Annotated in this window: 19 protein-coding genes; 14 read left to right on the top strand and 5 right to left on the bottom strand. The window is 38.4% G+C overall.

From position 1 onward, the window contains the following. The 11 genes from V7S76_RS08225 to V7S76_RS08175 all read left to right on the top strand — a co-directional run bounded on the left by V7S76_RS08225 (window position 1) and on the right by V7S76_RS08175 (window position 13,029). The gene (locus tag V7S76_RS08225; protein ID WP_459509599.1) at window positions 1–966 is read left to right on the top strand and encodes a hypothetical protein; all 966 of its coding nucleotides are present in this window, start codon (window positions 1–3) and stop codon (window positions 964–966) included. Further along, the gene (locus V7S76_RS08220; protein WP_459509598.1) at window positions 951–1,637 is read left to right on the top strand and encodes a hypothetical protein; all 687 of its coding nucleotides are present in this window, start codon (window positions 951–953) and stop codon (window positions 1,635–1,637) included. The genes V7S76_RS08225 and V7S76_RS08220 overlap by 16 nt, the downstream gene beginning before the upstream one ends. 29 nt (window positions 1,638–1,666) lie before the next feature. Beyond that, window positions 1,667–2,494: a fibrinogen-like YCDxxxxGGGW domain-containing protein gene (locus tag V7S76_RS08215; RefSeq protein WP_459509597.1), complete on the top strand. Its 828-nt coding sequence runs from the start codon at window positions 1,667–1,669 to the stop codon at window positions 2,492–2,494. Window positions 2,495–2,683: 189 nt separating this feature from the next. Further along, a complete protein-coding gene (locus tag V7S76_RS08210; protein ID WP_459509596.1) occupies window positions 2,684–4,729 on the top strand; it encodes a beta strand repeat-containing protein in 2,046 nt (681 codons plus the stop codon). A gap of 9 nt (window positions 4,730–4,738) precedes the next feature. Then, a complete protein-coding gene (locus V7S76_RS08205) occupies window positions 4,739–5,758 on the top strand; it encodes a hypothetical protein (RefSeq protein ID WP_459509595.1) in 1,020 nt (339 codons plus the stop codon). 833 nt (window positions 5,759–6,591) lie between these two features. Continuing rightward, the gene (locus tag V7S76_RS08200) at window positions 6,592–7,572 is read left to right on the top strand and encodes a DUF6089 family protein (protein WP_459509594.1); all 981 of its coding nucleotides are present in this window, start codon (window positions 6,592–6,594) and stop codon (window positions 7,570–7,572) included. 14 nt (window positions 7,573–7,586) lie between these two features. Beyond that, a complete protein-coding gene (locus V7S76_RS08195) occupies window positions 7,587–8,321 on the top strand; it encodes a DUF6089 family protein (RefSeq protein WP_459509593.1) in 735 nt (244 codons plus the stop codon). 70 nt (window positions 8,322–8,391) lie between these two features. Then, a complete protein-coding gene (locus V7S76_RS08190) occupies window positions 8,392–9,141 on the top strand; it encodes an isoprenyl transferase (RefSeq protein WP_459509592.1) in 750 nt (249 codons plus the stop codon). A gap of 26 nt (window positions 9,142–9,167) precedes the next feature. After that, on the top strand, window positions 9,168–11,819 hold the full coding sequence (gene bamA / locus V7S76_RS08185; protein ID WP_459509591.1) for an outer membrane protein assembly factor BamA: 2,652 nt from the start codon (window positions 9,168–9,170) through the stop codon (window positions 11,817–11,819). Window positions 11,820–11,837: 18 nt separating this feature from the next. Next, complete coding sequence (locus V7S76_RS08180; RefSeq protein ID WP_459509590.1) at window positions 11,838–12,419, top strand: OmpH/Skp family outer membrane protein; 582 nt, start codon at window positions 11,838–11,840, stop codon at window positions 12,417–12,419. 13 nt (window positions 12,420–12,432) lie between these two features. Beyond that, window positions 12,433–13,029, top strand: coding sequence for an OmpH/Skp family outer membrane protein (locus tag V7S76_RS08175; RefSeq protein ID WP_459509589.1), 597 nt, complete (start codon window positions 12,433–12,435; stop codon window positions 13,027–13,029). A gap of 201 nt (window positions 13,030–13,230) precedes the next feature. On the opposite strand, the gene V7S76_RS08170 is transcribed toward V7S76_RS08175, so the two are convergent. The 4 genes from V7S76_RS08170 to V7S76_RS08155 all read right to left on the bottom strand — a co-directional run bounded on the left by V7S76_RS08170 (window position 13,231) and on the right by V7S76_RS08155 (window position 16,893). Continuing rightward, a complete protein-coding gene (locus V7S76_RS08170; protein ID WP_459509588.1) occupies window positions 13,231–14,526 on the bottom strand; it encodes a DEAD/DEAH box helicase in 1,296 nt (431 codons plus the stop codon). A gap of 207 nt (window positions 14,527–14,733) precedes the next feature. Then, a complete protein-coding gene (locus tag V7S76_RS08165; protein ID WP_459509587.1) occupies window positions 14,734–15,426 on the bottom strand; it encodes a zinc metallopeptidase in 693 nt (230 codons plus the stop codon). Between the two features lie 5 nt (window positions 15,427–15,431). Beyond that, a complete protein-coding gene (gene rfaE2, locus V7S76_RS08160; RefSeq protein ID WP_459509586.1) occupies window positions 15,432–15,920 on the bottom strand; it encodes a D-glycero-beta-D-manno-heptose 1-phosphate adenylyltransferase in 489 nt (162 codons plus the stop codon). Beyond that, window positions 15,892–16,893, bottom strand: a complete 1,002-nt coding sequence (locus V7S76_RS08155; protein ID WP_459509585.1) for a lysylphosphatidylglycerol synthase transmembrane domain-containing protein — start codon at window positions 16,891–16,893, stop codon at window positions 15,892–15,894. Before V7S76_RS08155 ends, rfaE2 begins: the two co-directional genes overlap by 29 nt. A gap of 134 nt (window positions 16,894–17,027) precedes the next feature. Here V7S76_RS08155 and V7S76_RS08150 point away from each other — a divergent pair, with 134 nt between their 5' ends. Genes V7S76_RS08150 through V7S76_RS08140 form a run of 3 tightly spaced genes read left to right on the top strand, consistent with a single transcriptional unit; the run spans window position 17,028 to window position 19,955 of the window. After that, a complete protein-coding gene (locus V7S76_RS08150) occupies window positions 17,028–17,837 on the top strand; it encodes a glycogen/starch synthase (protein ID WP_459509584.1) in 810 nt (269 codons plus the stop codon). Continuing rightward, complete coding sequence (locus V7S76_RS08145) at window positions 17,788–19,158, top strand: DUF4270 family protein (RefSeq protein ID WP_459509583.1); 1,371 nt, start codon at window positions 17,788–17,790, stop codon at window positions 19,156–19,158. The genes V7S76_RS08150 and V7S76_RS08145 overlap by 50 nt, the downstream gene beginning before the upstream one ends. Window positions 19,159–19,163: 5 nt before the next feature. Beyond that, entirely contained in the window at window positions 19,164–19,955 is a 792-nt protein-coding gene (locus V7S76_RS08140) for an amidohydrolase (protein ID WP_459509582.1), read from the top strand. On the opposite strand, the gene mutS is transcribed toward V7S76_RS08140, so the two are convergent. Further along, a complete protein-coding gene (mutS, locus tag V7S76_RS08135; protein ID WP_459509581.1) occupies window positions 19,920–22,562 on the bottom strand; it encodes a DNA mismatch repair protein MutS in 2,643 nt (880 codons plus the stop codon). The two genes, V7S76_RS08140 and mutS, sit on opposite strands and share 36 nt — an antisense overlap. Between the last annotated feature and the right edge of the window lie 151 nt (window positions 22,563–22,713).

Here is a 22,713-nt window from a genome sequence, read left to right as displayed (position 1 = left end):
ATGAGAAAATGGATCTTATTATTGCTCGTCGTTCCAATGGTTGCTCAAGGACAAATGTGGGGATATTTCCCACCTCATACCGATTATTTGGAGAATGTCGCTTCTAGTAATATCAGTTTTATGTACAGTTTCCGTAAAGTGAAAAGCGCGTACACTGGATTTTGTTACCGCGCCAGACGGACGGATAACAATGCGCAAGTAGATGTGGCATTTGATGATACTGGAAAAACAAGTGGAAATTCTATTTGTACCGTGGCAGTAGTGGGTACAAGCACCTATACGTCTGGTCAACAAATGACCTGGACGACTTTTGCCACAGGTGCTCCGCAAATAAGGGTGTCTATTTGGTATGACCAAAGCGGAAATGCTCGTAATGCCATTCAAAATACCGCTGCAGCTCAGCCACAGGTGGCAGGGAGTCAAAATGGCTTATTTTATTTGAAATATACTGGAGTGGAAAATTTGTATTGCCCCTATGCTTCTAATGTCTTATTATCAGCCAATGGGGCAACTTTAGGAGTCAATGGCTCTTTCTTCTTAGTCGCCACTCCTTCGGTAGGAGTTACTCCCATTTGTTTTGGCTATGCTAATACAGGCAGGTGGTCAGCGCATCTGAATTGGTCAGATGGTAATTTATATTTTGACGCAGGAGAGATATGTTGTGCAGGAGTTAGAGCATTCTCAAACTCAACCAGCAATGGTGTATGGAAACAATATTCCTTTCAACGTAACCTTGTTACTAAACTGGTTCGAGTAAGTGGTGTGCAAAAATTAAATGGTGGTGGTAAAACGGATTATTATGATTCGGGTCACACTAGTTTTGGTTTAGGAAATACAGGTCAAGCGGTTTCTGCTGGTCATAATGGCTTTATTGGAGAAGCGATTTTATTTAAGAATGTAGTGACCAATTTGGCCGATATTCAGAATGCTGAGAATAATCAAATGAGAACATGGAGCGCTTATTAATCTTTTTGTTGTTGTTTATTCAATCATGTACTCTAAAGGCACAAGTGGTAGGAACACCTTATCTTCCCATGGTAAATTCGGATAGAATTCGATCTGCGCTGGCAGTTGCTGGTTGTACTTCTTGTTCCGCTTATGACGCTGCGGCAAGTAGTACTTTGGTTCCAATTACACTTGCTGAATACAATGCAATCTTAGCCAATGTGACAGGAGCTACTAAAAAAGGTTATATGGGATCGATGGCAGGTGCACATATTGCTTTTGGAACCACGGGGGGGGTGAATAATGCATCCCCAGGGACTGTGGATCTATTAAGTCCCAATTCGTATATTATCGCGGTTGCCTATCAAACATACAATACCGTAACTGGACATATTCGTATTACCGCTTCTGCTTCGCCCTCAACTGCTCAGAATTGTTTGACCAATATATCAACACCAGTCGGATGGACCGCCTATGTGACTCGGTATTTTACCGTTAAAAAGCCTACGACCCATTCTGGAACCAACACCTATGTAGGACATATTAATAGCTCTGGAGTTTTGTATTCAACCTATCCAATTGCCTCCGTTGGATGTAGGTATGGTAATAATAGTTGTGCGGGTATCTCAGGTACTAACCATCCCTATGCCATAGGACTGCAGGTAGTTGCATCCACCACAAAATCTTGGTAATGATTTAGTAAATATTAAATTAATTTATAGTGAAATTTTATAAAAGTAGTTTTGTTTTAATTTCGATTATTTGCTTTCTGGTGACTTTTAAATCACAAGCCCAAATGGTGGGTACCCCTTATATGGTGCCTGTTAAAGTAAATTATCCATTGTCTTGTAAAGCAATATTAGCGGCCAATAGTGCAGCTACCTCAGGAACCTATACCATTGATGTGGATGGGACAGGTTCATTAGCTCCATTCAATTGTTATTGCGATATGACGACCAATGGAGGGGGCTGGACATTGGTGGCCATTCGAAATACAACAACATCTGCCATGTTCACAGAAGCAGCCACAGCACCCGTATTGCCAACCACGACTGGAGGAGCTAGATTATCCAGTATTTGGACCCAAACAAATACAGCCTTCAGTTTTGACAATATCCGCTTTACCAATGCGGGTACTTCTTTTACAAGTTCTGCGATTGCCACTTTTCCTGCTTCAACCACCATGAGTGCATTAAATACCGCGAATGCTTCTTATAGTCAGTCAGCCTCCAATGCAACGGTTACTACATCTGGTATCGCCGGAACAGCCTTAACCCATTTTTATTTAAGGGGTAAGTCCTCGTCGGTTGCTCCTTTTGATGATAACGCCGATTATGGTGTTTTTGCCTTTTCTACAGGCCCTACACTTACTGCCGCAGATCAATGGGATGTGAGTGGTGCTTATTGGGTTTTAGCTGGCTTGGACAATAATATTGATCCTATGACTGGCGTTACAGCTTCTGGAGCAATATTTACAAACGGAACGCCGAGTGCTTCACATTGGCCATCTGCTGGTAGGGCTCTTCGGACTTTTGTGTGGTTGAAATAGAATAATTCTAGGTTTTTACTTTTAGTATCTCTTTTTTTTATATTTTTACCGGGTGTTTCAACATAGAAAATTTTATTTTCTAGACTGCTAATAAAAAAATAATCAAAGATGCTAAAAATAGCTAATCGCCTTTTTCTAATAATTTTTCTTTTTTTAGGTCTTTTTCCACTCTTTTCACAAACCAAGGTTGTGGATCGTTCAGGACAAGAGGTTTCGGTCAATTCAGATGCTAGTACAAGTTCAAAAGGATATGTCCAATTATCCGGTGATCTTAACGGAACGGCCTCTTCTCCAACCGTCGTAGGTATACAAGGGACACCCATAGATTCAACTGTTCCAAGTGCCGGTCAAGCCCTTTTGTACGATTCTGTATTAGGAAAATGGGTGCCATCTTCAATCGTATCAGGAAGTAACTTTTATTTGGTTGGTACCACCACCGATGCCGGTTCTTCCAAAACAGGTAATCTTTATCGAAGCGGAATAATTGGATCCACCAGTGCAGGTTTTGGTTCCTATTCCAATACGACTGTTGTTCCAACCCAAGGATTGGCAGTCAGTGGGAAAGTAGGGATTGGAACCAATGCCCCCATCGCCAAATTAGAAGTATATTCAGATGTAGCGGATGCTGCAAGATTCATCAGTTCCACCACAAGCACCAATTATGCTTCCTTTGGTTTGGGAAACGCTACGGGCGCTTATGCCAAATTTTTAGCTGGTGATAGTAAATTGCAATTGAGAAATTTCACTACCAATGCCCTCGTTTATCATGCAGATTTAGTGACTGGTAAATTGGGCATCGGAACAAGCAGTCCTAGCCAGCGTTTACATATCGCTGGTCAAGTTGAAATAGATACCCTTCTCAGCGGTGCAGCTACCGACAGTTTGATTACTTCCAATTCAGATGGAATTTTACGAAGATTATCCTTTTCCAATGCTACAAAAAACCTAGCATCCGTAAGTGCCACTGCTTCCGGAATTGTGAACAATATAGCTGCTCAAGAATTAGGTGGTGTTGATAAAAAAATCAATGGCGTCGATGTTGGAAAGGGAGGTGGTAGTTCTACAACAAATACTCGTCTTGGTTTTAGTGCTTTGGCAAATAATACAACAGGCACGAATTCTGTCGCAGTAGGCTTCCAAACTTTGTTTAGCCAAAGTGTAGGAATTAGTAATGTTGGCATTGGAACACAGGCACTGGCATTGCTCAGCTCCGGCAGTTACAATGTAGGTATAGGAACTTATGCTTTGAAAAATCAAACAACCGCCAATAATAATACGGCTGTTGGATATAACAGCGGTTTGAATATTACGACAGGTAATCAGAATGTGGCCATTGGAACAGAAGCCTTATCAGATAATACTACTTCAGGTAACAATGTAGCAGTAGGTGCTTATTCACTAGATTTAACTACGGGAGCCAATAATACGGCTTTGGGATTTAACACAGGAAAAAACAATGTGGGAGGAGCCGGTAATACTTTTTTAGGTTATCGAGCAGGTGAAGTCGTAACGACAGGCTCCAATAATGTGCTAGTAGGTGCCAATGCAGGTCTAACAATCACATCTGGAGGAGGAAATATATCCATTGGGAATTCTAATTTGATTTCTGGAAACAATAATACCATCATTGGCGGAACGACCTCCTCTTTAAACATCGGTGCCGCTTATCGTAGTCAAATTGTAGCCTTGGCCAATGGTATTGGTAAAATTCGTCTTTTTGCTGATAGTCTTGGTTTAGTTGGAATCAATACCATCTCCCCGGCGGCGGCCTTAGATGTTCCTAGCACTACCAGTGGAATATTGGTACCTAGAATGACCACTGCTCAAAGAACAGCCATTACGGTTTCTTCCAATGTTGAATCCCTTTTGGTTTATGATACTGATGTGGACATGTTTTACTATTATAATTTAGCAAATACTTCCTGGACCCCCATCAATGTGGGAACAATTAATACCCAGTCTGGAACGAGCTATACCTTGACAGTGGCAGATAATGGTCGGGTGCTGGATTTTACCTCAGCAACAGCCGTTACGTTGACGGTGCCCAATACCTTGCCTGTAGGATTTCAAGTCAGTGTTACACAAGCAGGAGCAGGCCAAGTTACTTTCACGGGCGGAACGGGTATGACGATTAATAATCGATATTCTGCCACCAAAACATCCGGTCAATGGGCAAAGGCAGGTTTAGAAATTAGAGCGGCAGGTTCAGCTGTCTTAAGTGGAGATGTACAATAATTGGATGTTATGAAAAAAAGTGTTTGTTATTTATTGTTTTCTTTTAGCCTTTTAATCGCTTCAAGGGAAACAGCTGCCCAAGCATTACCGATGCATCGCTATAGTGTAAATAAACAATTTCCCATCGATATCATTACTCAAAAACCTTCTTTTGCCTTTAGCTCCAGAAAATTGAGAAATAATTATTCGGGTTATGCTCTCCGAGTTAGACGCTCGGCAGATAATGCGCAAGCGGACATATCTTTTGATGCCAATAATGTAGTTTCAGACAATAGTGTCGTGAAAATTGCCGTAGTAGGTACATCTGGTTTTGCCCTAAATGCCACCACTACCTTAGCTTCATTCCGTAGTGCTAATACCCTTTATGTTACGATCTGGTATGACCAAAGTATTAATGGATACAATGGCGTTCAGACAGTTACATCTAGGCAACCAGTGTATTCCATGGGGGTAGTCGGATCGACGAATCAATACCCTTCCTTGGTGTTTACTGGAACTCAAAAGCACAACGTAACCGTGAATCAAACTTTACTTGTCTTATTGGGAAATGGATTAAAAGGAAGTGTGATGTTGGTTGCTAAAATTTTGGCAAGTGTATCAACCAATAATTCGTTCGGATATTCAGATACACCGACTAGTAAACGATGGGCAGCACATATGAATTGGCCAGCGGATAATAATATGTATACAGATTTAGGTTCTATTGCGGACTTGAATAGAAGTTTTCTCAATGATGCCACAGTTGGATTTAATTTGACTAAACAATACAGTATTATTCGTAATACCAACAGCAAAATCGTTCGAGTAAGTGGCATTGATAGGGGAAGTAGTAACTTAAATGTAACATCGCAATCCTGGTCCGCAGGCTCTACTTTTGGAATAGGAATAACAACTGGTTCCTTGGATGCCTCCGGTGAAAATGGCTTCACGGGTAATATCCCAGAATTCATTTTGTTTCCAGAGCCCTTGTCGGCCATACAATATCAAGTTCTTGAATATAGTCAGATGAATTTTTGGGGAGCGTTTTAACCAGATTTTCCATTACTCCTTTATTCTTACTTCGAATGATGTGTTAAAACTTCTGATTAAATTTTTTTCCGAGGTAATAGGTATTAGGTAATTGTATAAGGTAATAGGTAAAAGGTAATAATGCGAATTAAGGGTTAAAAACTAAAATTCAGGATCTTTTCCAATAATTGTTGCTAAATCAAATTTAATTACATTTTTCCTGGCCAAAAATGCAATTTTCTGGCTAATTCATTTTATATGGCATTTCTTTTTTTGAAAAAAAAAGAAACAAAAAAACTTATTAGTCGCAAGTTAATCCAAGACGAATCAGCAAGCTGACCGATTTTCACTACGCTTTCGGCTATTTTCTTTGACCCTGACGCACATCGCCCATGCTCATTGTCAAAGCTCCGCCTACCGCTTCGCTCAAATCTTTCGTCGGATTAACCGCAAATTCATTTATAAGACCAAAAAAAAATAGCGTCCACCGATCTCGGTTATAGGACTTGACGAATTAATGAAGCTAAAAGCGGTAATTAAGAGATTAATAATTTGAAATTTCAACCCTTAATTCGCATTAATAGGTAAAAGGTAATAGGTAATAGGTGTTAAGTAAGAGCAATTTTTCGCTCTTTTCTCTTTTCTTTTCTCTTTTCTTTTCTCTTTTCTTTCTTCTCTCCTCTCTCTTCTCTCTCCTCTCTTCTCTCTCCTCTTTTCTTCCTTGAGTTAAACAATGGATTTGTTTTTACAGGGCTTATGGATTTTATAAATGATTAGATTTTAGTATATTCGTTCCCTAAAATCCATGCAACATTTTGCGAAATGTTACGTTGGTAGATCAATTAACCTTTCCAATGAAAAAATTAGCGTTAAGTACTTTAGTATTATTTTTATTCCTTGCATTTCCTTCCAAATCACAATTTTGGTTTTTAGGTCAAAAAGGAAAAAAAGCTCAAGTTTTAGCTCCCTTCAAGGCATATTCATCCGTTTCTTTCGGTGCAGGGTCAGCTCATTATTTAGGCGAAATTGTACCTATATCTTCATTTACCACCTTAGCGGTACCTGCAGCACGTTGGAATGCAGGTTTTCAATATACTCGCCATTTTTCACGGAAATTCTCTGCAAAAGGCAGTATTTCCTATATCCGAATAGCTGGAGACGATAATTATTTCAATTATTCTTCTACCGGAAATTTATTCGATGCCAATTTTGAACGAAACCTTCATTTTAGAAATGATCTCAAAGAAATTTCATTGTCGGGTGTATGGGAAATTTTGAGCAATCATGAAAATATTGATAAAAGACCCAATATAGCTCCATATTTTACCTTGGGAGTCGCGGGTATTTTGCATAGTCCAGAAGCCAGAGATGCGGTAGATGTGACTGATCCTACAAAACCTGTTCAACAAGATTGGGTGAGTTTACGAGACAAAAAAAACGAAAGTGTTGATTACAATGCTTTAGCTATTTCTATCCCTGTTGGATTCGGTGTTCGAAAGAGAATTAGTAAAAACATGGATCTTGGTTTTGAAGTGACTTACCGAATGGCATTTACCGATTACCTAGATGATGTATCGGATATTCGAAAAGGTATTACCACCACGGGTTCTCCCTTTTTGAATCGAAGCTTGAATTACAATAAAGCACCTGGGTCTACCGCTTCAAGAAATGAATTGTATGCAGCGAATACGTTAACAGCGCTTCCGGCGATTGGAACATTTATTCCTGCCAACATCTTATCTGAATCTACGGGAGTTGATCAATATTTTACGGCTCAAATTCAGCTGATTTTTCATATTAAGAATAAAATGGAGTGTCCTCCTTTGCCACGCTAACTCATATTTTTGTCTTGAAAAATTGTCTCCTTTTTCTTTTACTGCTAATATCTACAAACGCTATTGCTCAACGTTGGCAATGGTCTTTTGGGGCGGGAGCCACCTTGTTCAAAGGAGATATGCAAGATTGGTCACTTTTACCCAATATACCCCAAGCTAAACAAGTGTTGCCTAGTTTGGATTTGGAAATTGCTTATCAAGAAACCCAGGCTTTTAATTACCGTGCGACATTAATGATCAGTGGATTACAAGGTAATTCGCTAAACAATGGTTGGTCAAATGCCGGTTTGGCAGGTAATTCTGGGGCATTTCGTTCTAGTTTGGTGGAATTAGGATTGTTGGTCGATTATAATTTTATGGATTATCAGAAAAATCGAAAAATCAAGAATTGGACGCCTTACATCTATGGTGGATTTAGTTCATTTTTTGCCAATCCGCAAAACTCCGTCAAAGATCCACGCCCTTCAGCGCCACCAAATTCGCAACATCCCAATGTAATGAATGGCTCTTTTATTTCCTTTGCCATACCTTTTGGAGTGGGAATTAAATATCAATTAAATAACCTTTGGTCTATCAAATGGGAGGGAGGAACCCGAAAAACCTTGACGGATAGACTGGATGGATGGATTACTACAGGAGCTGATCGATCTAATTTGACCCCTAGCTTTACGGATCAATATTTACATACCTCTGTTTCGGTGACATTTAGTTTACAGAGAATTTATTGTCCAAGTGAATATCAAAACTAAATTCCTTTGAATAGGAATTGGAAATAACTACCTTTGCCAATTAACTAAAAGAATAAATTTGATTGCCCAAGTGAAAGAATCTATTGACCTAAACAATCTTCCTGCACATATCGCCGTTATCATGGATGGAAATGGTCGTTGGGCGAAACAAAAAGGTTTTACAGATCGGATTTTTGGACATCGAAATGCGATAAAGGCGGTTCGTGAAACGATTGAAGGATGTGGTGAATTGGGAGTTAAGTATTTAACCTTGTATGCCTTTTCTACAGAAAATTGGAATCGTCCAAAAGCTGAAGTGAGTGCCTTGATGGCATTGTTGGTTAGTACCATTCAAGATGAATTACCGACCATGATGAAGAACAAGGTCCGTTTAAAAGCGATTGGGGATTTGACAACTTTACCGGGAAAATCAGCCAATGAATTGCAATCGGCTATCGAAAAAACAGCGGATAATACAGGTTTAACCTTGGTTTTGGCTTTGTCTTATTCGGGAAAATGGGATTTAGTGAATGCAAGTAAAATCATTGCTGAAAAAGTTCAGCTGGGAGCATTAAAGACCGAAAATATTACGGATCAAATTTTAGCGGATCATCTATCGACTGCTGGCATGCCAGATCCAGATTTGATGATTCGGACTGGTGGTGATCACCGTATAAGTAATTTTATGTTATGGCAATTAGCGTATTCAGAATTGTATATTTTTGAAGAATTATTTTGGCCAGACTTTAGAAAAGAACATTTACATCAAGCCATATTGGATTTTCAAATGCGTGAAAGACGTTTTGGAAGAACAAGTGAGCAGGTTAAGAGTGAGGGCTAAGGCTTTAAATGAAAAAAAGAGATTTCATGTATCAAATGATTAAATTGAATAGTAAAATTGTATTGTTTTTGTTGTTAGTTGTTTTCTCCCTATTTCAGGGATTTCATTCAACTGCTCAATCCATAGGAGGTCGTTTGTTTTCGACAACACCTAGTACAGCAACATCCGAATTTTCTTATGCCACTCCGCAAGAATATGAAATAGCAGGAATAACTGTTTCTGGATCTCAATTTTATGATGGTAACTCGATGATTAGTATTTCGGGTTTACAAATTGGCGATAAAATCAAAGTACCTGGGGATGCGATTGCTTCTGCGATTCGTAAAATTATGGATCAAGGGATTTTAGATGATGTGAGCATTTCGGCATCCAAAACGGAGGGGACAAAAATTTGGTTAGATATTTCTTTGAAAGAACGTCCTCGACTGTATTCCATTTTGTACAAAGGAATACGCAAAGGGGAGCAAGAAACCATCAATGAGAAAATCAAATCTTACAAAGGTAAAATCATTACAGAAACCCTTCGTAAAAATCTAGAATTAGCGATTCGTAAATTTTATCAAGAAAAAGGTCGTTTGAATGTGACTACCAAATCAGTGGTTAAAACCGACTCGATTCGTGGTAATAATGCGGTTTTGCAAGTAACGGTAGACAAAGGTGAAAAAGTTAAAGTTCACCATATTACCTTGGATGGAATTGAAGAATCACAACGTTCTTTGATACTTCGTAAAATCAAAAATACAAAACAACAGCGCTTTGGCCGAATTTTTAAGCCTTCGAAATTTGTTCCTAAGAAGTGGGATGAAGACAAGGAAAAATTATTGGCCGCAATGAACAAATTAGGTTTTCGCGATTTTCAAATCCAATCTGATTCTGTTAGTAAGTTCAATACGGAATCCATCAATTTATACATCAAATTGGTTCAGGGTAAAAAGTATTTTTACCGTTCCATTAATTTTGAAGGAAATTACATTTATCCAGATTCTGTTCTATCCGAAGTATTGGGTGTTAGAAAAGGAGATGTGTACAATACGGAAGAATTGGATAAGAAAATGGGAGGGAACCCGGGTGAGGATTTGAGCTCGGTGTACATGGACAATGGTTATTTGTATTACAATGCGGAGCCCGTGGAAACAGCTATAGTTGGCGATTCCATTGATTTAACCATTCGTATTAGTGAAGGAAAACAAGCTACCATCAATAAGATTATCCTGAATGGGAATACCAAAACATCTGACCATGTGGTTATGCGTGAAATTCGTACCTTACCTGGACAGAAATTCAATAAATCAGCCATTATTCGTACCGTACGTGAATTATCACAAATTGGCTATTTTAACCCTGAAAAAATTGAACCTAAACCGACTCCCAAAGCAGACGGTACAGTGGATATCGAATACAATGTGGAAGAAAAGCCTTCGGATCAGATCGAATTATCTGGTGGATGGGGAGGTTACATTGGATTTGTAGGTACTTTAGGGGTTGTTTTTAACAACTTTTCAGCCAAGAACTTAACCAAAATGTCTGCTTGGCGCCCTTTGCCTGCTGGTGATGGCCAAAAATTAGCTATTCGTTTTCAAGCCAATGGTGCTGCTTATCAAAATTACAGTTTGACATTTACAGAACCTTGGTTGGGTGGTAAAAAGCCTAATTCCTTTTCAATCGCCTTTAATAGAAGTATTTCGTATCCATATCAATTCCAAAATACGGGTTACAATAATTACGGAAGTGGTTATGGTGGCGGATATGGCGGAGGCTATGGTGGATATGGAGGATATGGTGGCTATGGCGGTTACGGTGGATATGGTGGTTATGGTGGAGGAGCTTATTCTGTCCCAGATTCCTTGTTGAGTGCCCACTTTAATGTCAACAGTGTGACGTTTAGCCTTGGAAAAAGATTGAAATGGCCAGATGATTATTTTTCATTGAGTAATTCATTGTCATTTGCATCGTATGATGTGGATCGTTATTATACCTGGGCATATCCACAAGGGGTTTCTACTTCAGTTACCTTTATGACCAATTTCTCTAGAAATAGTATTGATAATCCAACCTTTGCGCGTTCAGGATCTAGTTTCTCATTAACGGCTTCTTTAACACCTCCCTATTCCTTGTTGGGTGGTAATGAAAAAGGTACTTTAATTGAGTATCACAAATGGATGTTTGATGCGAGTTGGTTCAGTCCATTGGTTGGTAAATTTGTCTTGCACACAAGAGCTCATTTAGGATTTTTAGGTTCCTATGGCGGCAGAGAAACCACCCGTTTCGAACGTTTTGATTTAGGTGGATCAGGTATGGTGCAAGGATTTTCTTTCAACAGAGATATCGTTGGTTTAAGAGGTTATAAGGACCGTGTGATTGGACCGTCTGGTACCTATGGTAATGGTGGAGTGGCCTACAACAAATTTGTTATGGAGTTGCGTTATCCTGTTTCTTTGAATCCATCAGCGACGATTTTCGTATTGGGATTTGCTGAGGGAGGAAATAACTTCTCTACTTTAACGGATTATAACCCTTTTAATTTATATAAATCTGCCGGATTTGGAGCTAGAATTTTCATGCCAGCCTTTGGTATGATCGGTATCGATTATGGATTTGGATTTGATAAACCTAGACCTGGTGACACAGATTTTGGGCGTCAAGCATTTACCTTTTCCATTGGGCAACAAATTCGTTAATGAAAATTGGATAATAGCATGAAAAAGTCGTTTTTTTTCTTAATTTTGATGCTTATGTTCTTTGGACAAAGTTCCTTTGGACAAAAATTTGGATACATTGATACCGAGTTTATTACATCTAAGATGCCTGATTACCAAAAAGTTCAGACGAAATTAGATGATTTGACCAAACAATGGATTGCCGAAATTTCTAGCAAAAACGATGAAGTTCGAAAGTTAGAAAAAGAATTTAAGTTGGAAGAGGTGTTGTTAACTGAAGATTTGCGCCAACAAAGGTTGTTGCAAATTAAAGTGAAAGATCAAGAGGCAAAGTCGTTTCAAAATAAGATATTCGGAACGGATGGCGATTTGTTCAAGGCTAAGCAAGCTGCCATGAAGCCCATTTTGGATGAAATATCAAAAGCTGTGGAGAAAGTAGTTCGCCAAAAACGTTTGGATTTTCTCTTCGACAAAGGTAGTGATGGCTTAGCCATGATTTATACCAATCCGGTGCATGATTATTCGGATTATATTTTAGAAGAATTAGGAATTGAGCTAGATCCCAATATTGTGGATAAAGCAAATGAAAATAGTAAACCAGAAAAGAAAACAAATAATTAATTTTAACAATCGTATGAAAAACAAATTTTTATTGGCTATGAGCCTTGTATTTGGGTTGGCAACTATGCCATTAAAAGCTCAAATTAAAATCGGATTTATTAATGCTGATTACATTTTAAGTCAAATGCCAGAAGCTAAACAAGTGGAGGAAGATCTTAAAAATACTCAAAAGCAATATGAAACCCTTTATCAAGGAAAAGTAAAAGACTTTCAAGATAAATTAGCTGTATTCGAAAAATTGCCAGCCAATACTTCTGACGTCATCAAACAAGACAAAGAAAAAGAATTGCAAAACTTGCAAACTTCTATTCAAGAATTTCAACAAAATTCTCAATCTTCATTACAAAAGAAACAAGCACAATTATTGCAACCTTTATTGAAGAAAATTGAAGAAAATATGCACGCAGTTGCTAATGAAAATGCATTTACTTATGTATTTAATTACGATGCAGGTATGGGAACAGCACCTATTTTGTTACACTACCCAACAGATGCTAATATGTCTGACTTAGTGTTAAAGAAAATGGGAATTACTCCTAAGCCTCCAGTTGCTGCTACTCCTGCCGCTGCTCCAGCTGCTAGCCCTGCTGCTGCTCCTAAAAAGAAATAATTAGGAAGAGAAGAAAAGAGCAAATAATTAAAACTCCGTGTCCTTTGTGTTAATTATCACAATGAGCACGGAGTTTTTTATTGTTAGTTATTCGTTTTTAGTTATTAGTGTCTGACCTATTACCTATTACCTATTACCTATTACCTTTTACCTATTACCTTTTACCTATTACCTATTACCTATTACCCATTACCTTTTACCTCAATAAGTATTCTTCTTCCAACTGTATTTTTTGGGTTTTCCTGCATCCGATTTGGGTGCATTAGGGTTTGTTCTTTGATTAGTATCTCTAGGTCCAGGACTAGCTTGATTTCTGGCTGGTCTTTGTGGTTTTGCCGCTTTTTTAACCACCGTGTGGTTCATTAAAGGATATGGATGATTATCGATGATAGGTACCAACTTCCCAATCAATTTTTGAATATCTCTTAAATATTCTTTCTCTTCTGCATCACAAAAAGCGATGGCAATACCACTTGCTCCGGCTCTACCTGTTCTGCCTATACGGTGAACGTATGATTCCGGTATGTTGGGAAGTTCATAATTGATTACATGGCTTAATTCATCAATATCGATGCCTCTTGCTGCGATGTCTGTGGCAACCAACACCCGTGTGATTTTATTTTTGAAATTGTTCAAAGCTGTTTGTCGGGCATTTTGGGATTTGTTCCCATGAATGGCCAAAGCGCTGATATTTGCCTTGATTAAATCTTTTACCACTTTATCGGCACCGTGTTTGGTACGGGTAAAAACCAATACTCTTTCGATGGCTGCATCTTTTAAGATATCCAATAATAATGCTTTCTTGTTCTCCTTATCAACAAAATAGACCACTTGTTTGATGGTGTTTGCTGTACTGGATACAGGGGTAACTTCTACTTTTAATGGATTTCTTAAAATGGTATTGGAAAGTTCCACAATGGCAGGTGGCATGGTCGCAGAGAAAAATAGCGATTGCCTAACCGGAGGAAGTTTCATGATGATTTTTTTAACATCATGTACAAATCCCATATCCAACATACGATCCGCTTCATCCAAAACGAAATATTCAATGTGTTTGAGGCTGATAATATTTTGGCCCATCAAATCCAATAATCTACCAGGAGTCGCAATTAATACATCCACTCCATGGCGTAGAGCCTCTACTTGGCTGAATTGACTAACACCTCCAAAAATCACTTTATACTTTAAAGGCGTGAATTTTCCATAATTCTCAAAGCTTTCAGCAATTTGAATGGCCAATTCCCTGGTAGGAGTCAGAATCAATGCTCTGATGACCCTTTTGCCTGGAATGTTATTTTTATTTTGACAAAGTAACTGTATAATTGGAATCGCAAAAGCTGCGGTTTTTCCTGTTCCTGTTTGTGCACAACCTAATAAATCTCTTCGATCTAAAACAATGGGAATTGATTTGGCTTGAATGGGAGTGGGGGTTGTGTAACCTTCTGAATCTAAAGCCTTAAGAATGGGCTCTATTAATTTTAAATTTTCAAATGACATGCAATAGCATTAAATGTAATCGGTCAAAATGACTCGACCCGCAAAGGTACGCATTTTTTGTTAGGTAAAAGGAAAAGAGAAAAGAGAAAACGGGAAAAGAGAAAAGAGAAAACGGGAAAAGAACAGAGGAACTCCTATTACCTATTACCTTTTACCTATTACCTAATACCTATAATTCTGCATTTTTTTTCTCTCTTCTCTCCTCCATTAGTCATTACTCCGTCTACCGCCCAATAAATTCAAATAATACAAGAGCTGTGCAAGCATTCCAAGTGCTGCGACAACATAGGTCATAGCTGCCCACCAAAGAGCGTCTTTCGACATTTCATATTCGCTACTTGTCACGATGCCATTTTCTTTGATCCAAGCCAAGGCACGATTTGATGCATCAAATTCTACCGGTAAGGTAACGAAACTAAACAAGGTGGCTAAGGCAAACAGTGCAACTCCTATGGCTAAAATCATCGAATTTCCTGTGGAATACAAAATCATCATTCCGACCATCAATAAAATAGGCATAAATCCATTGGCAATGTTCAACATGGGTACCATGGAGCTACGGAATTGTAAAAAGGCATATGCGCTGGCATGTTGAACCGCGTGTCCACATTCATGGGCAGCAACCGCAGCTGATGCAGCATTTCGACCATGGTACACATCCGCACTTAAATTAACAGTCTTGTCTGTAGGATTGTAATGATCTGTCAATTGACCTTCCACTGAAATGACCTTTACATCATAAATGCCATTATCTCTAAGCATTTTTTCGGCTATTTCTTTACCAGAAAGATTGCTCGCTAATGGGGTTTGAGAATATTCTTGAAATTTAGATTTTAAGCGCCAAGAAATAGCCATTCCTATCACACCAAATAAAATAGTTAATAAATAAATTCCGCTCATTGTATTTAATTTTTAAGTTTTTCGATAATTCCAGTTGTTGAAAAATTAGGTACTAATTCAATGGTTTCTACTTGACCACCATTTTCTAATACCTCTTTAGACCCGACGATCGTTGCAATGGAATAATCATTTCCTTTGACTAAAATATCAGGCAATAGTTGTTTGATTAAGTCCAAAGGCGTATCCTCATCAAAAATAATAACCATGGAAACAAACTCCAAGGCTGCGATGAGTCGAGCTCTGGCATAAGCATGATTGACGGGTCTGCTGGGCCCTTTTAAAGCACTAACAGATCGGTCTGTATTGACAGCTACAATTAAATGATCGCCTTTTTGACTTGATTTTTCTAAATAATCAATGTGCCCTAAATGCAGTATATCAAAACATCCATTGGTAAAAACAACCGATTCGTTTTGCGTTTTCCAATTCGCTCGAAGGCTAATGGCTGCAGCTAGGGAAACAATTTTATTCTCCGTTGCGGGTCTTTTTTGCATCTATTTTTGGAAGAAATAAGGTTAAAATAAAGCTAATACCACCGAAAAACAAAATGGTGATCATTTGAGTTCCATGAAAAAAAGTAGCCAATGCCGCACCATTTTTCAAAGGTATTTGATAGAATAAGAGCGCGGAAGCTACCAAGGTATGATAGGCACCAATGCCGCCTTGCGTGGGTGTTGCCATTCCAAATGTTCCCATCACCAAAACAGTTAAACCCGCTGATAGACTTAAACTTTCTGTTTCTGGAAATGCTAACAACAAAGTATAGGTGTTGGCAAAATACGCTATCCAAATTAAGACAGTCAATAGTACAAATTTCATCGGACTTTTGACAAAACGAATGCTGTAAATCCCTGCTACCCAACCCGCTAATAATTGTCCAATTTTATTGTTTGAAGTAAAATTGGTCCAAATTTGGAAGATGGATTTTTTGAATTTAACAAGAATGAATAAGGTTATTAGTGTCAAAATTCCCAAACCAATTAAGAGTACATTGGAGGGCATTTGCCAATTTGGAAAAATGAATTTTTGCAAGGGTTCCCATTCGATTAAAAAATTCAATCCAACAATGACTGCTAAACCAAGTAAATCGACAATACGTTCCGTAATAACCGTTCCAAAAGATTTTTCAAAGGGAATATCGGCTGTTTTTTGAAGTGATCCACAACGTGAAACTTCCCCCATTCTAGGTACAATGAAATTGGCAAAATATCCAATCATGACCGCTGAAAAAGTACGAATCGTTTTGGGTTCGTAATCAATGGCGCCCAACAACTGTTCCCATCGCATGGATCGGAGCAAATGAGAAAATAAAGAGATGACAATGGCAACAAAGACCCAATTGTAATTTGCTTTTTGAAAGGTTAGGTAAATGTCAGCCCACTGTAAATTGCTTTTGGAAAAAGCCCAATAAAGTAGTCCTAGGGCTAATAGAGTAGAAACTAGGTATTTAATGGTGGATTTAATCATGTAGTTTGGGGCATTTGAAATAATCAATCAGCAAAATAAAGAGTATTAGTGGATATTTATTGCTGAAATTCCATTATTTTTTTATATTTTTGCAAAGTTTTTTTGGGATAATATTTCCCCTAAATAATTTAAGAATGTCCAAATTACGTATTCTTTACGTTTCAAGTGAGGTTGATCCCTTTCTTAACACTTCCAAAATCGCAGACTTTGTTCGTAACCTGCCAACTGCCATGCAAGAGCGTGGAATGGAAATTCGCATATTGGTTCCTCGTTTTGGTTCTATCAATGAGCGTAAAAATCGCTTGCACGAGGTGGTTCGTCTTTCGGGTATTACCATTCCGATGGGAGAGGAAGAAAAACCATTGACCATCAAAGTAGCAAGTATCCCAGCAGCCAAATTGCAGGTTTATTTCATTGATAACGAAGATTATTTCCAACGAAAATATGTGTTGAATGATAAAGAAGGAGGTTTTTATCCCGATAATCACGACAGAGCCATATTTTTCTGTAAAGGTGCTTTAGAGACAGTCATTAAATTAGGTTGGTCCCCAGATATCATTCATTGCAATGATTGGATGGCTAGTTTAGTTCCATTGTACATATCGACTTATTACAGAAACCACCCCATTTACAAAGATTCAAAAACTATTTTTTCTCCACACAATTCCGAATTCGATTTTTCGTTTGATAAAGACGAATTAGTAGAAAAAGTGAAAATTGGAGAAATTGAAGACGCTCAACTAAGTAGTTTAGATTCAGCCGATTATTATGCTTTTATTAAAATTGGAGCAGAATATGCAGATAAAGTAGTATCCTTACAAAATGCGGAAAATGCCCGTATTCAACCCATTATTGATGAATTTCAGAATAAAACCTTCCAAAATATTGCCGAAAATGATCTCGATTTCTTCGAAAAAGCTTACATTGAATTGGCCGGTAATTAAATGGGTGGGAATACTTTCCCTGTTTTTAGTTTCGTGTGATGCCCCAAAAGAAATTGGCTCCGATTTGTTTTCGGTTGAAGTAGGTTTAAATTATACCGATACGTTAACCATAAAATCGTCTACCGTTCAAATTGATTCCATCTATACCAGTGGAACCAATACTTTTACTTTAGGCTCCATCTATCATCCGGATTTTGGGCGTGTGGAATCGAGTTTTTATACCCAAATTTCCAATGCTGATACTTTGTTTGCTAAGTCAACTTCGGTATTTGATTCCATTCGAATGGAATTGGTGTATAAAGCCTACCAAGGAGATTTAACTAAAAAACATACTATTTCAGTTTACCGTTTGACGGATAGTTTAAGCCTAAGCAAGAATTATTTCAATAATTCTTCCATCAGCTATAATCCAACTCCTCTTGCGACCTATTCGTTTATTCCTAAACCAATCAAGGCGATCTCGACCAATGGTGATTCATTGAAATACGATACCCTGACTTTCCGTTTGAGTCCTGCTTTTGGAAAAGAATTACTTTCCAAATACGAGGATAAAACCATTGCATCAGGCGGTACTGGATTTAGAAATTATTTGAAAGGACTCTATTTTAAAACTTCATCAGAGGATGCCTCTTCTTTACTAGGCTTTTCATCCGCCTATTCTAGAATGTCGATGTATTTCCATAATCCTGGTGATACCTTGAAATACAAGGCCTACTACTATTTTAGTTTATCTAATGCATTAACTCCTGAACTTCAAGCTCGCTTCAATCGATTCGATGTAACACGTTCTGGTAATTTATCCAATTTGAAAAAGGTAGGAGATAGCGTACCAGCCTCCAGTAGTAATTTTATTACTTATGTTCAAGCGGGTACAGGTATTGCAACCAAAATTGAATTTCCTTATTTGAATAATTTAAAAGGAAATAAAAATGTGGCTGTTAATAAAGCTGAATTGATCATTGAACCGGCTGATAATATCAATTACAATGAAACCCTTGGTCAACTGTCATTGGTAGAAACCAATTCAAGCAACCGAACACTTCGTAATTCATACGGTTTATTGTATTACACCGCTGAAGGTGGTTCAGGTGCTCAATCCGCCACTTTTGATAGCAATACGAAAAACTTCAAGTTTAACGTAACTTCTGTTATTCAAAATATTTTATCGGGCCGTATCGCAAACAATGGAATGTTGATCACTCCTCAAATTACAAGTATCAGCGCCACAGGCTCTGCTATTGTGAGTGAAAATGCTCGTTTCTTACCCATCAATGCGGGTAAGACCAAGTTGAAGATTTATTATTCTTATATATCCCAATAATAGCCATGAATGCCCTCAATGACAATTTGCGGGTTACTTTGGTACAAAGCCATTTGCTGTGGGAGTCACCCGCAGCAAATTGTGCTCAATTCGAAGAGCAATTACAACATCTGCAAGGTCAAACTGATTTGATCATCCTACCTGAGATGTTTACCACTGGTTTTAGTATGAATGACCATGGAGCCGAAATTTGGAATGGACCAAGTCTTGCATGGATGAAAATCATGGCCAATCGCTTACAAGCGATGCTTATAGGTTCCATGAAAATCAAGGAAAATCAACAGTATTTTAATCGGATGGTGGCTGTTTACCCAGAGGGTAAAGTAGCTTATTACGATAAAAAACATCTTTTCCGAATGGGAAATGAACAAGAGTTCTATACGGGTGGTCACTCACATTGTGTTCTTTCTTACCTTGGCTGGAATATTTCTTTGTTCGTTTGCTACGATTTACGTTTCCCGGTTTGGTCAAGAAATACTCGTTTACAATATGATTTGGCTATTTATTCAGCCAATTGGCCTGCTCCTAGAGCACTCGCATGGTCGACTTTGTTGAAAGCCCGTGCCATAGAAAATTTAGCCTATGTGGCAGGCGTTAATCGGGTGGGGACTGATGGAAATGATTTGAATTACCAAGGCGATTCTGCCTTAGTCTCTTTCAAAGGCGAAGCATTGTTGGATTTGGGAAATACCCACCAGATAGCTACGTATACGATTTCAAAAACGGATTTATCCGACTTCAGAGAAAAATTCCCAGCGCATTTAGATGCTGATGATTTTCTTCTTCAACTCGTTTAATTTCAACAAGGCTTCGATCGGAGAAAGCGTATTTACATCCAATTTTTCCAACATATCATTCACCTCTTGTAATCCAGCTGGAATTTCTGCACCAAATAAATTCAACTGATAATTGGCTTTAGGCATTTCCTTCAATTTCTCTACATTACCTTCCAAAACATGATCTTTTTCTAGGTTTTGTAAAATTTCATGCGCTCTTAACACCAATGATGTTGGCATTCCTGCCATTTGTGCCACATGAATACCAAAACTATGTGCCGAACCTCCAGGAACTAATTTTCTAAGGAAAATGATTTTATTGGCCATTTCTTTGACAGAAACATGGAAGTTTTTGATTCTTGGAAAATCTTCGGTTAATTCATTTAATTCATGGTAATGCGTCGCAAATAAAGTTTTGGCTCTGAATTTGGGATGATTATGGATATGCTCCGCAATGGCCCAAGCCATGGAAACCCCATCGTAGGTAGAAGTTCCTCTTCCAATTTCATCCAACAAGACCAAAGATCGATCTGATAAATTATTTAATATCGCCGCCGTTTCTGTCATTTCTACCATAAAGGTTGATTCGCCTTTGGATAAATTATCCGAGGCACCTACCCGGGTAAATACCTTATCGACAATACCCAATTCCGCTGAGGATGCAGGAACGAAAGAGCCCATTTGAGCCATTAATACAATCAGCGCCGTTTGTCTCAACAATGCCGATTTACCTGCCATGTTGGGGCCGGTTATCATCATGATTTGTTGACTCTCATTGTCGAGGAACACATCGTTTGGAATATATTCTTCCCCAACGGCTAATTGCTTTTCAATTACGGGATGTCTACCTGCCACAATATTGAGGCTATCTCCTTCGTGTAAAATGGGGCGGGTATAATTATTTTTGTGTGCTACAATGGCAAAACTTGTCAATACATCCAAGGTGGCGATTCCGATAGCATTGAGTTGAATGTGCTCAATGTATTCCAAAGCTTCTCTGACCAATTCTTGAAAAATGCCAAATTCGATGGCTGAAATTTTATCCTCCGCACTGAGGATTTTTTCTTCGTAAATTTTTAATTCTTCGGTGATGTATCTTTCTGCGTTGACCAAGGTTTGTTTCCTGATCCATTCAGCCGGAACGCGGTCTTTGTGCGCATTGGTCACCTCTAAATAATAGCCAAAAACTTTGTTGTATGCGACTTTCAACGAACTAATCCCAGTCCGTTCAATTTCTCGTTTTTGCAAAGCAGCTAAATAGTCTTTGCCATTAGAAGACAATAAATGTAATTCATCCAATTCCGCCAAATATCCCGTTTTGATGATGCCGCCTTGATGCGATAGGATCGGAGGGTCTTCTCTGAGGGCTAATTCAATTTTTTCCACCAAAACCTGGCAGGGATTGAGTTGGTCGGCCCATTTTTTTAAGCCAGAAGCGGTTTGAGCAAATAATAATTCTTTGATGGCTGGAATTTGTTGCAAAGCACGTTTCAATTGCAATAATTCCCTTGGGTTGATTCTACCTGCCGCCACTTTGGAAATCAATCTTTCTAAATCGCCAATGGGTTTTAAATAGGAAATCAATACATCCAACACATCTCTATTTTCCAATAAACTGGCAACCCCTTCTTGTCGTTCCAATATGGTACGTATATCCTTCAAGGGTAAAACCATCCATTTGCGAAGTAAACGCGCACCCATGGGCGTAATGGTGTGGTCCATGAGGGAAATCAAGGGAACACCTCCATCTTGTGTCGAGTGGATTAATTCCAGATTTCGGATGGTGAAACGATCCAACCACACGTATTTATCTTCTTCAATTCGTTGAATGGAGGAGATATGGCTAACTTGTTTGTGTTCGGTTTCTGCCAAATAATGCAAGATGACTCCGGCAGCAATGATCCCTTGGGGCATTTCTTCGATTCCGAATCCTTTGAGGTTTTGGGTCTTAAAATGTTGTTTTAACAAAGGGTAGGTGAAATCCAAAGTAAAAATCCATTCTTCCAATGAAAAGGAATGGTATTGGTCGCCAAAATAATCCAAATAGGCATTTCGGAAACGCTTGGGGTAAAGAATTTCAGCGGGAAGGAAACTTTGAATTAATTTTTGAATATAGGCCAAAGGACCTTGTGAGCACATATATTCTCCTGTGGAAATATCCAAAAGAGCAATTCCAAATACGGCCTGATTACCTTCTTGGAAGGAAATGGCTGCTACGTAATTATTTCTTTTATGGTCGAGAACTTGGTCATTGAAAGAGACACCGGGGGTAACTAATTCGGTGACACCTCTTTTCACAATTCCTTTGGCTGCTGCAGGATCTTCCAATTGATCACAAATAGCTACGCGTTGGCCAGCGCGAACCAATTTGGGCAAATAGGTATCCAAGGAATGATGAGGAAAACCAGCCAATTGATCATCCGCATTTCCATTGTTTCGTCTGGTTAGAACAATACCTAAAATCTTGGATGCTTTAACCGCATCTTCGCCAAAAGTTTCGTAAAAATCGCCAACACGAAAGAGCAAAATAGCACCTGGATATTTCGCTTTAATTTGATTAAACTGTCGGGAAAGTGGGGTTTCACCTTTTTTTAAAGGTTCTTGCCCATCTGCTAATTTTTTGGCCAAAATGAAATTTGATTAAGATGTAAAAATACAGATTTTGGTAGAAAAATGAATAGCTATGATGAACAAATGTCAGAAGGATGGAAGCGATTGAAATTATTTTAATTATTTCATTTGAGAATTTAGTTTGAAACAGATAGATTTGCTGATAAGA

It is taken from the genome of Aquirufa sp. ROCK2-A2, from assembly GCF_054558485.1.
This window is presented reverse-complemented; position numbering and strand designations above follow the sequence as displayed.

What these genes read in the sequence shown, in the direction of transcription:
- V7S76_RS08205 (WP_459509595.1), top strand. Translation starts at nt 4,739, where the DNA reads ATGAAAAAAAGTGTTTGTTATTTATTGTTTTCTTTTAGCCTTTTAATC.
- rfaE2 (WP_459509586.1), bottom strand. Translation starts at nt 15,920, where the DNA reads ATGCAAAAAAGACCCGCAACGGAGAATAAAATTGTTTCCCTAGCTGCA.
- V7S76_RS08200 (WP_459509594.1), top strand. Translation starts at nt 6,592, where the DNA reads ATGAAAAAATTAGCGTTAAGTACTTTAGTATTATTTTTATTCCTTGCA.
- V7S76_RS08170 (WP_459509588.1), bottom strand. Translation starts at nt 14,526, where the DNA reads ATGTCATTTGAAAATTTAAAATTAATAGAGCCCATTCTTAAGGCTTTA.
- V7S76_RS08180 (WP_459509590.1), top strand. Translation starts at nt 11,838, where the DNA reads ATGAAAAAGTCGTTTTTTTTCTTAATTTTGATGCTTATGTTCTTTGGA.
- V7S76_RS08145 (WP_459509583.1), top strand. Translation starts at nt 17,788, where the DNA reads ATGATCTCGATTTCTTCGAAAAAGCTTACATTGAATTGGCCGGTAATT.
- V7S76_RS08225 (WP_459509599.1), top strand. Translation starts at nt 1, where the DNA reads ATGAGAAAATGGATCTTATTATTGCTCGTCGTTCCAATGGTTGCTCAA.
- bamA (WP_459509591.1), top strand. Translation starts at nt 9,168, where the DNA reads ATGTATCAAATGATTAAATTGAATAGTAAAATTGTATTGTTTTTGTTG.
- V7S76_RS08150 (WP_459509584.1), top strand. Translation starts at nt 17,028, where the DNA reads ATGTCCAAATTACGTATTCTTTACGTTTCAAGTGAGGTTGATCCCTTT.
- V7S76_RS08155 (WP_459509585.1), bottom strand. Translation starts at nt 16,893, where the DNA reads ATGATTAAATCCACCATTAAATACCTAGTTTCTACTCTATTAGCCCTA.
- V7S76_RS08220 (WP_459509598.1), top strand. Translation starts at nt 951, where the DNA reads ATGGAGCGCTTATTAATCTTTTTGTTGTTGTTTATTCAATCATGTACT.
- V7S76_RS08165 (WP_459509587.1), bottom strand. Translation starts at nt 15,426, where the DNA reads ATGAGCGGAATTTATTTATTAACTATTTTATTTGGTGTGATAGGAATG.
- V7S76_RS08140 (WP_459509582.1), top strand. Translation starts at nt 19,164, where the DNA reads ATGAATGCCCTCAATGACAATTTGCGGGTTACTTTGGTACAAAGCCAT.
- V7S76_RS08175 (WP_459509589.1), top strand. Translation starts at nt 12,433, where the DNA reads ATGAAAAACAAATTTTTATTGGCTATGAGCCTTGTATTTGGGTTGGCA.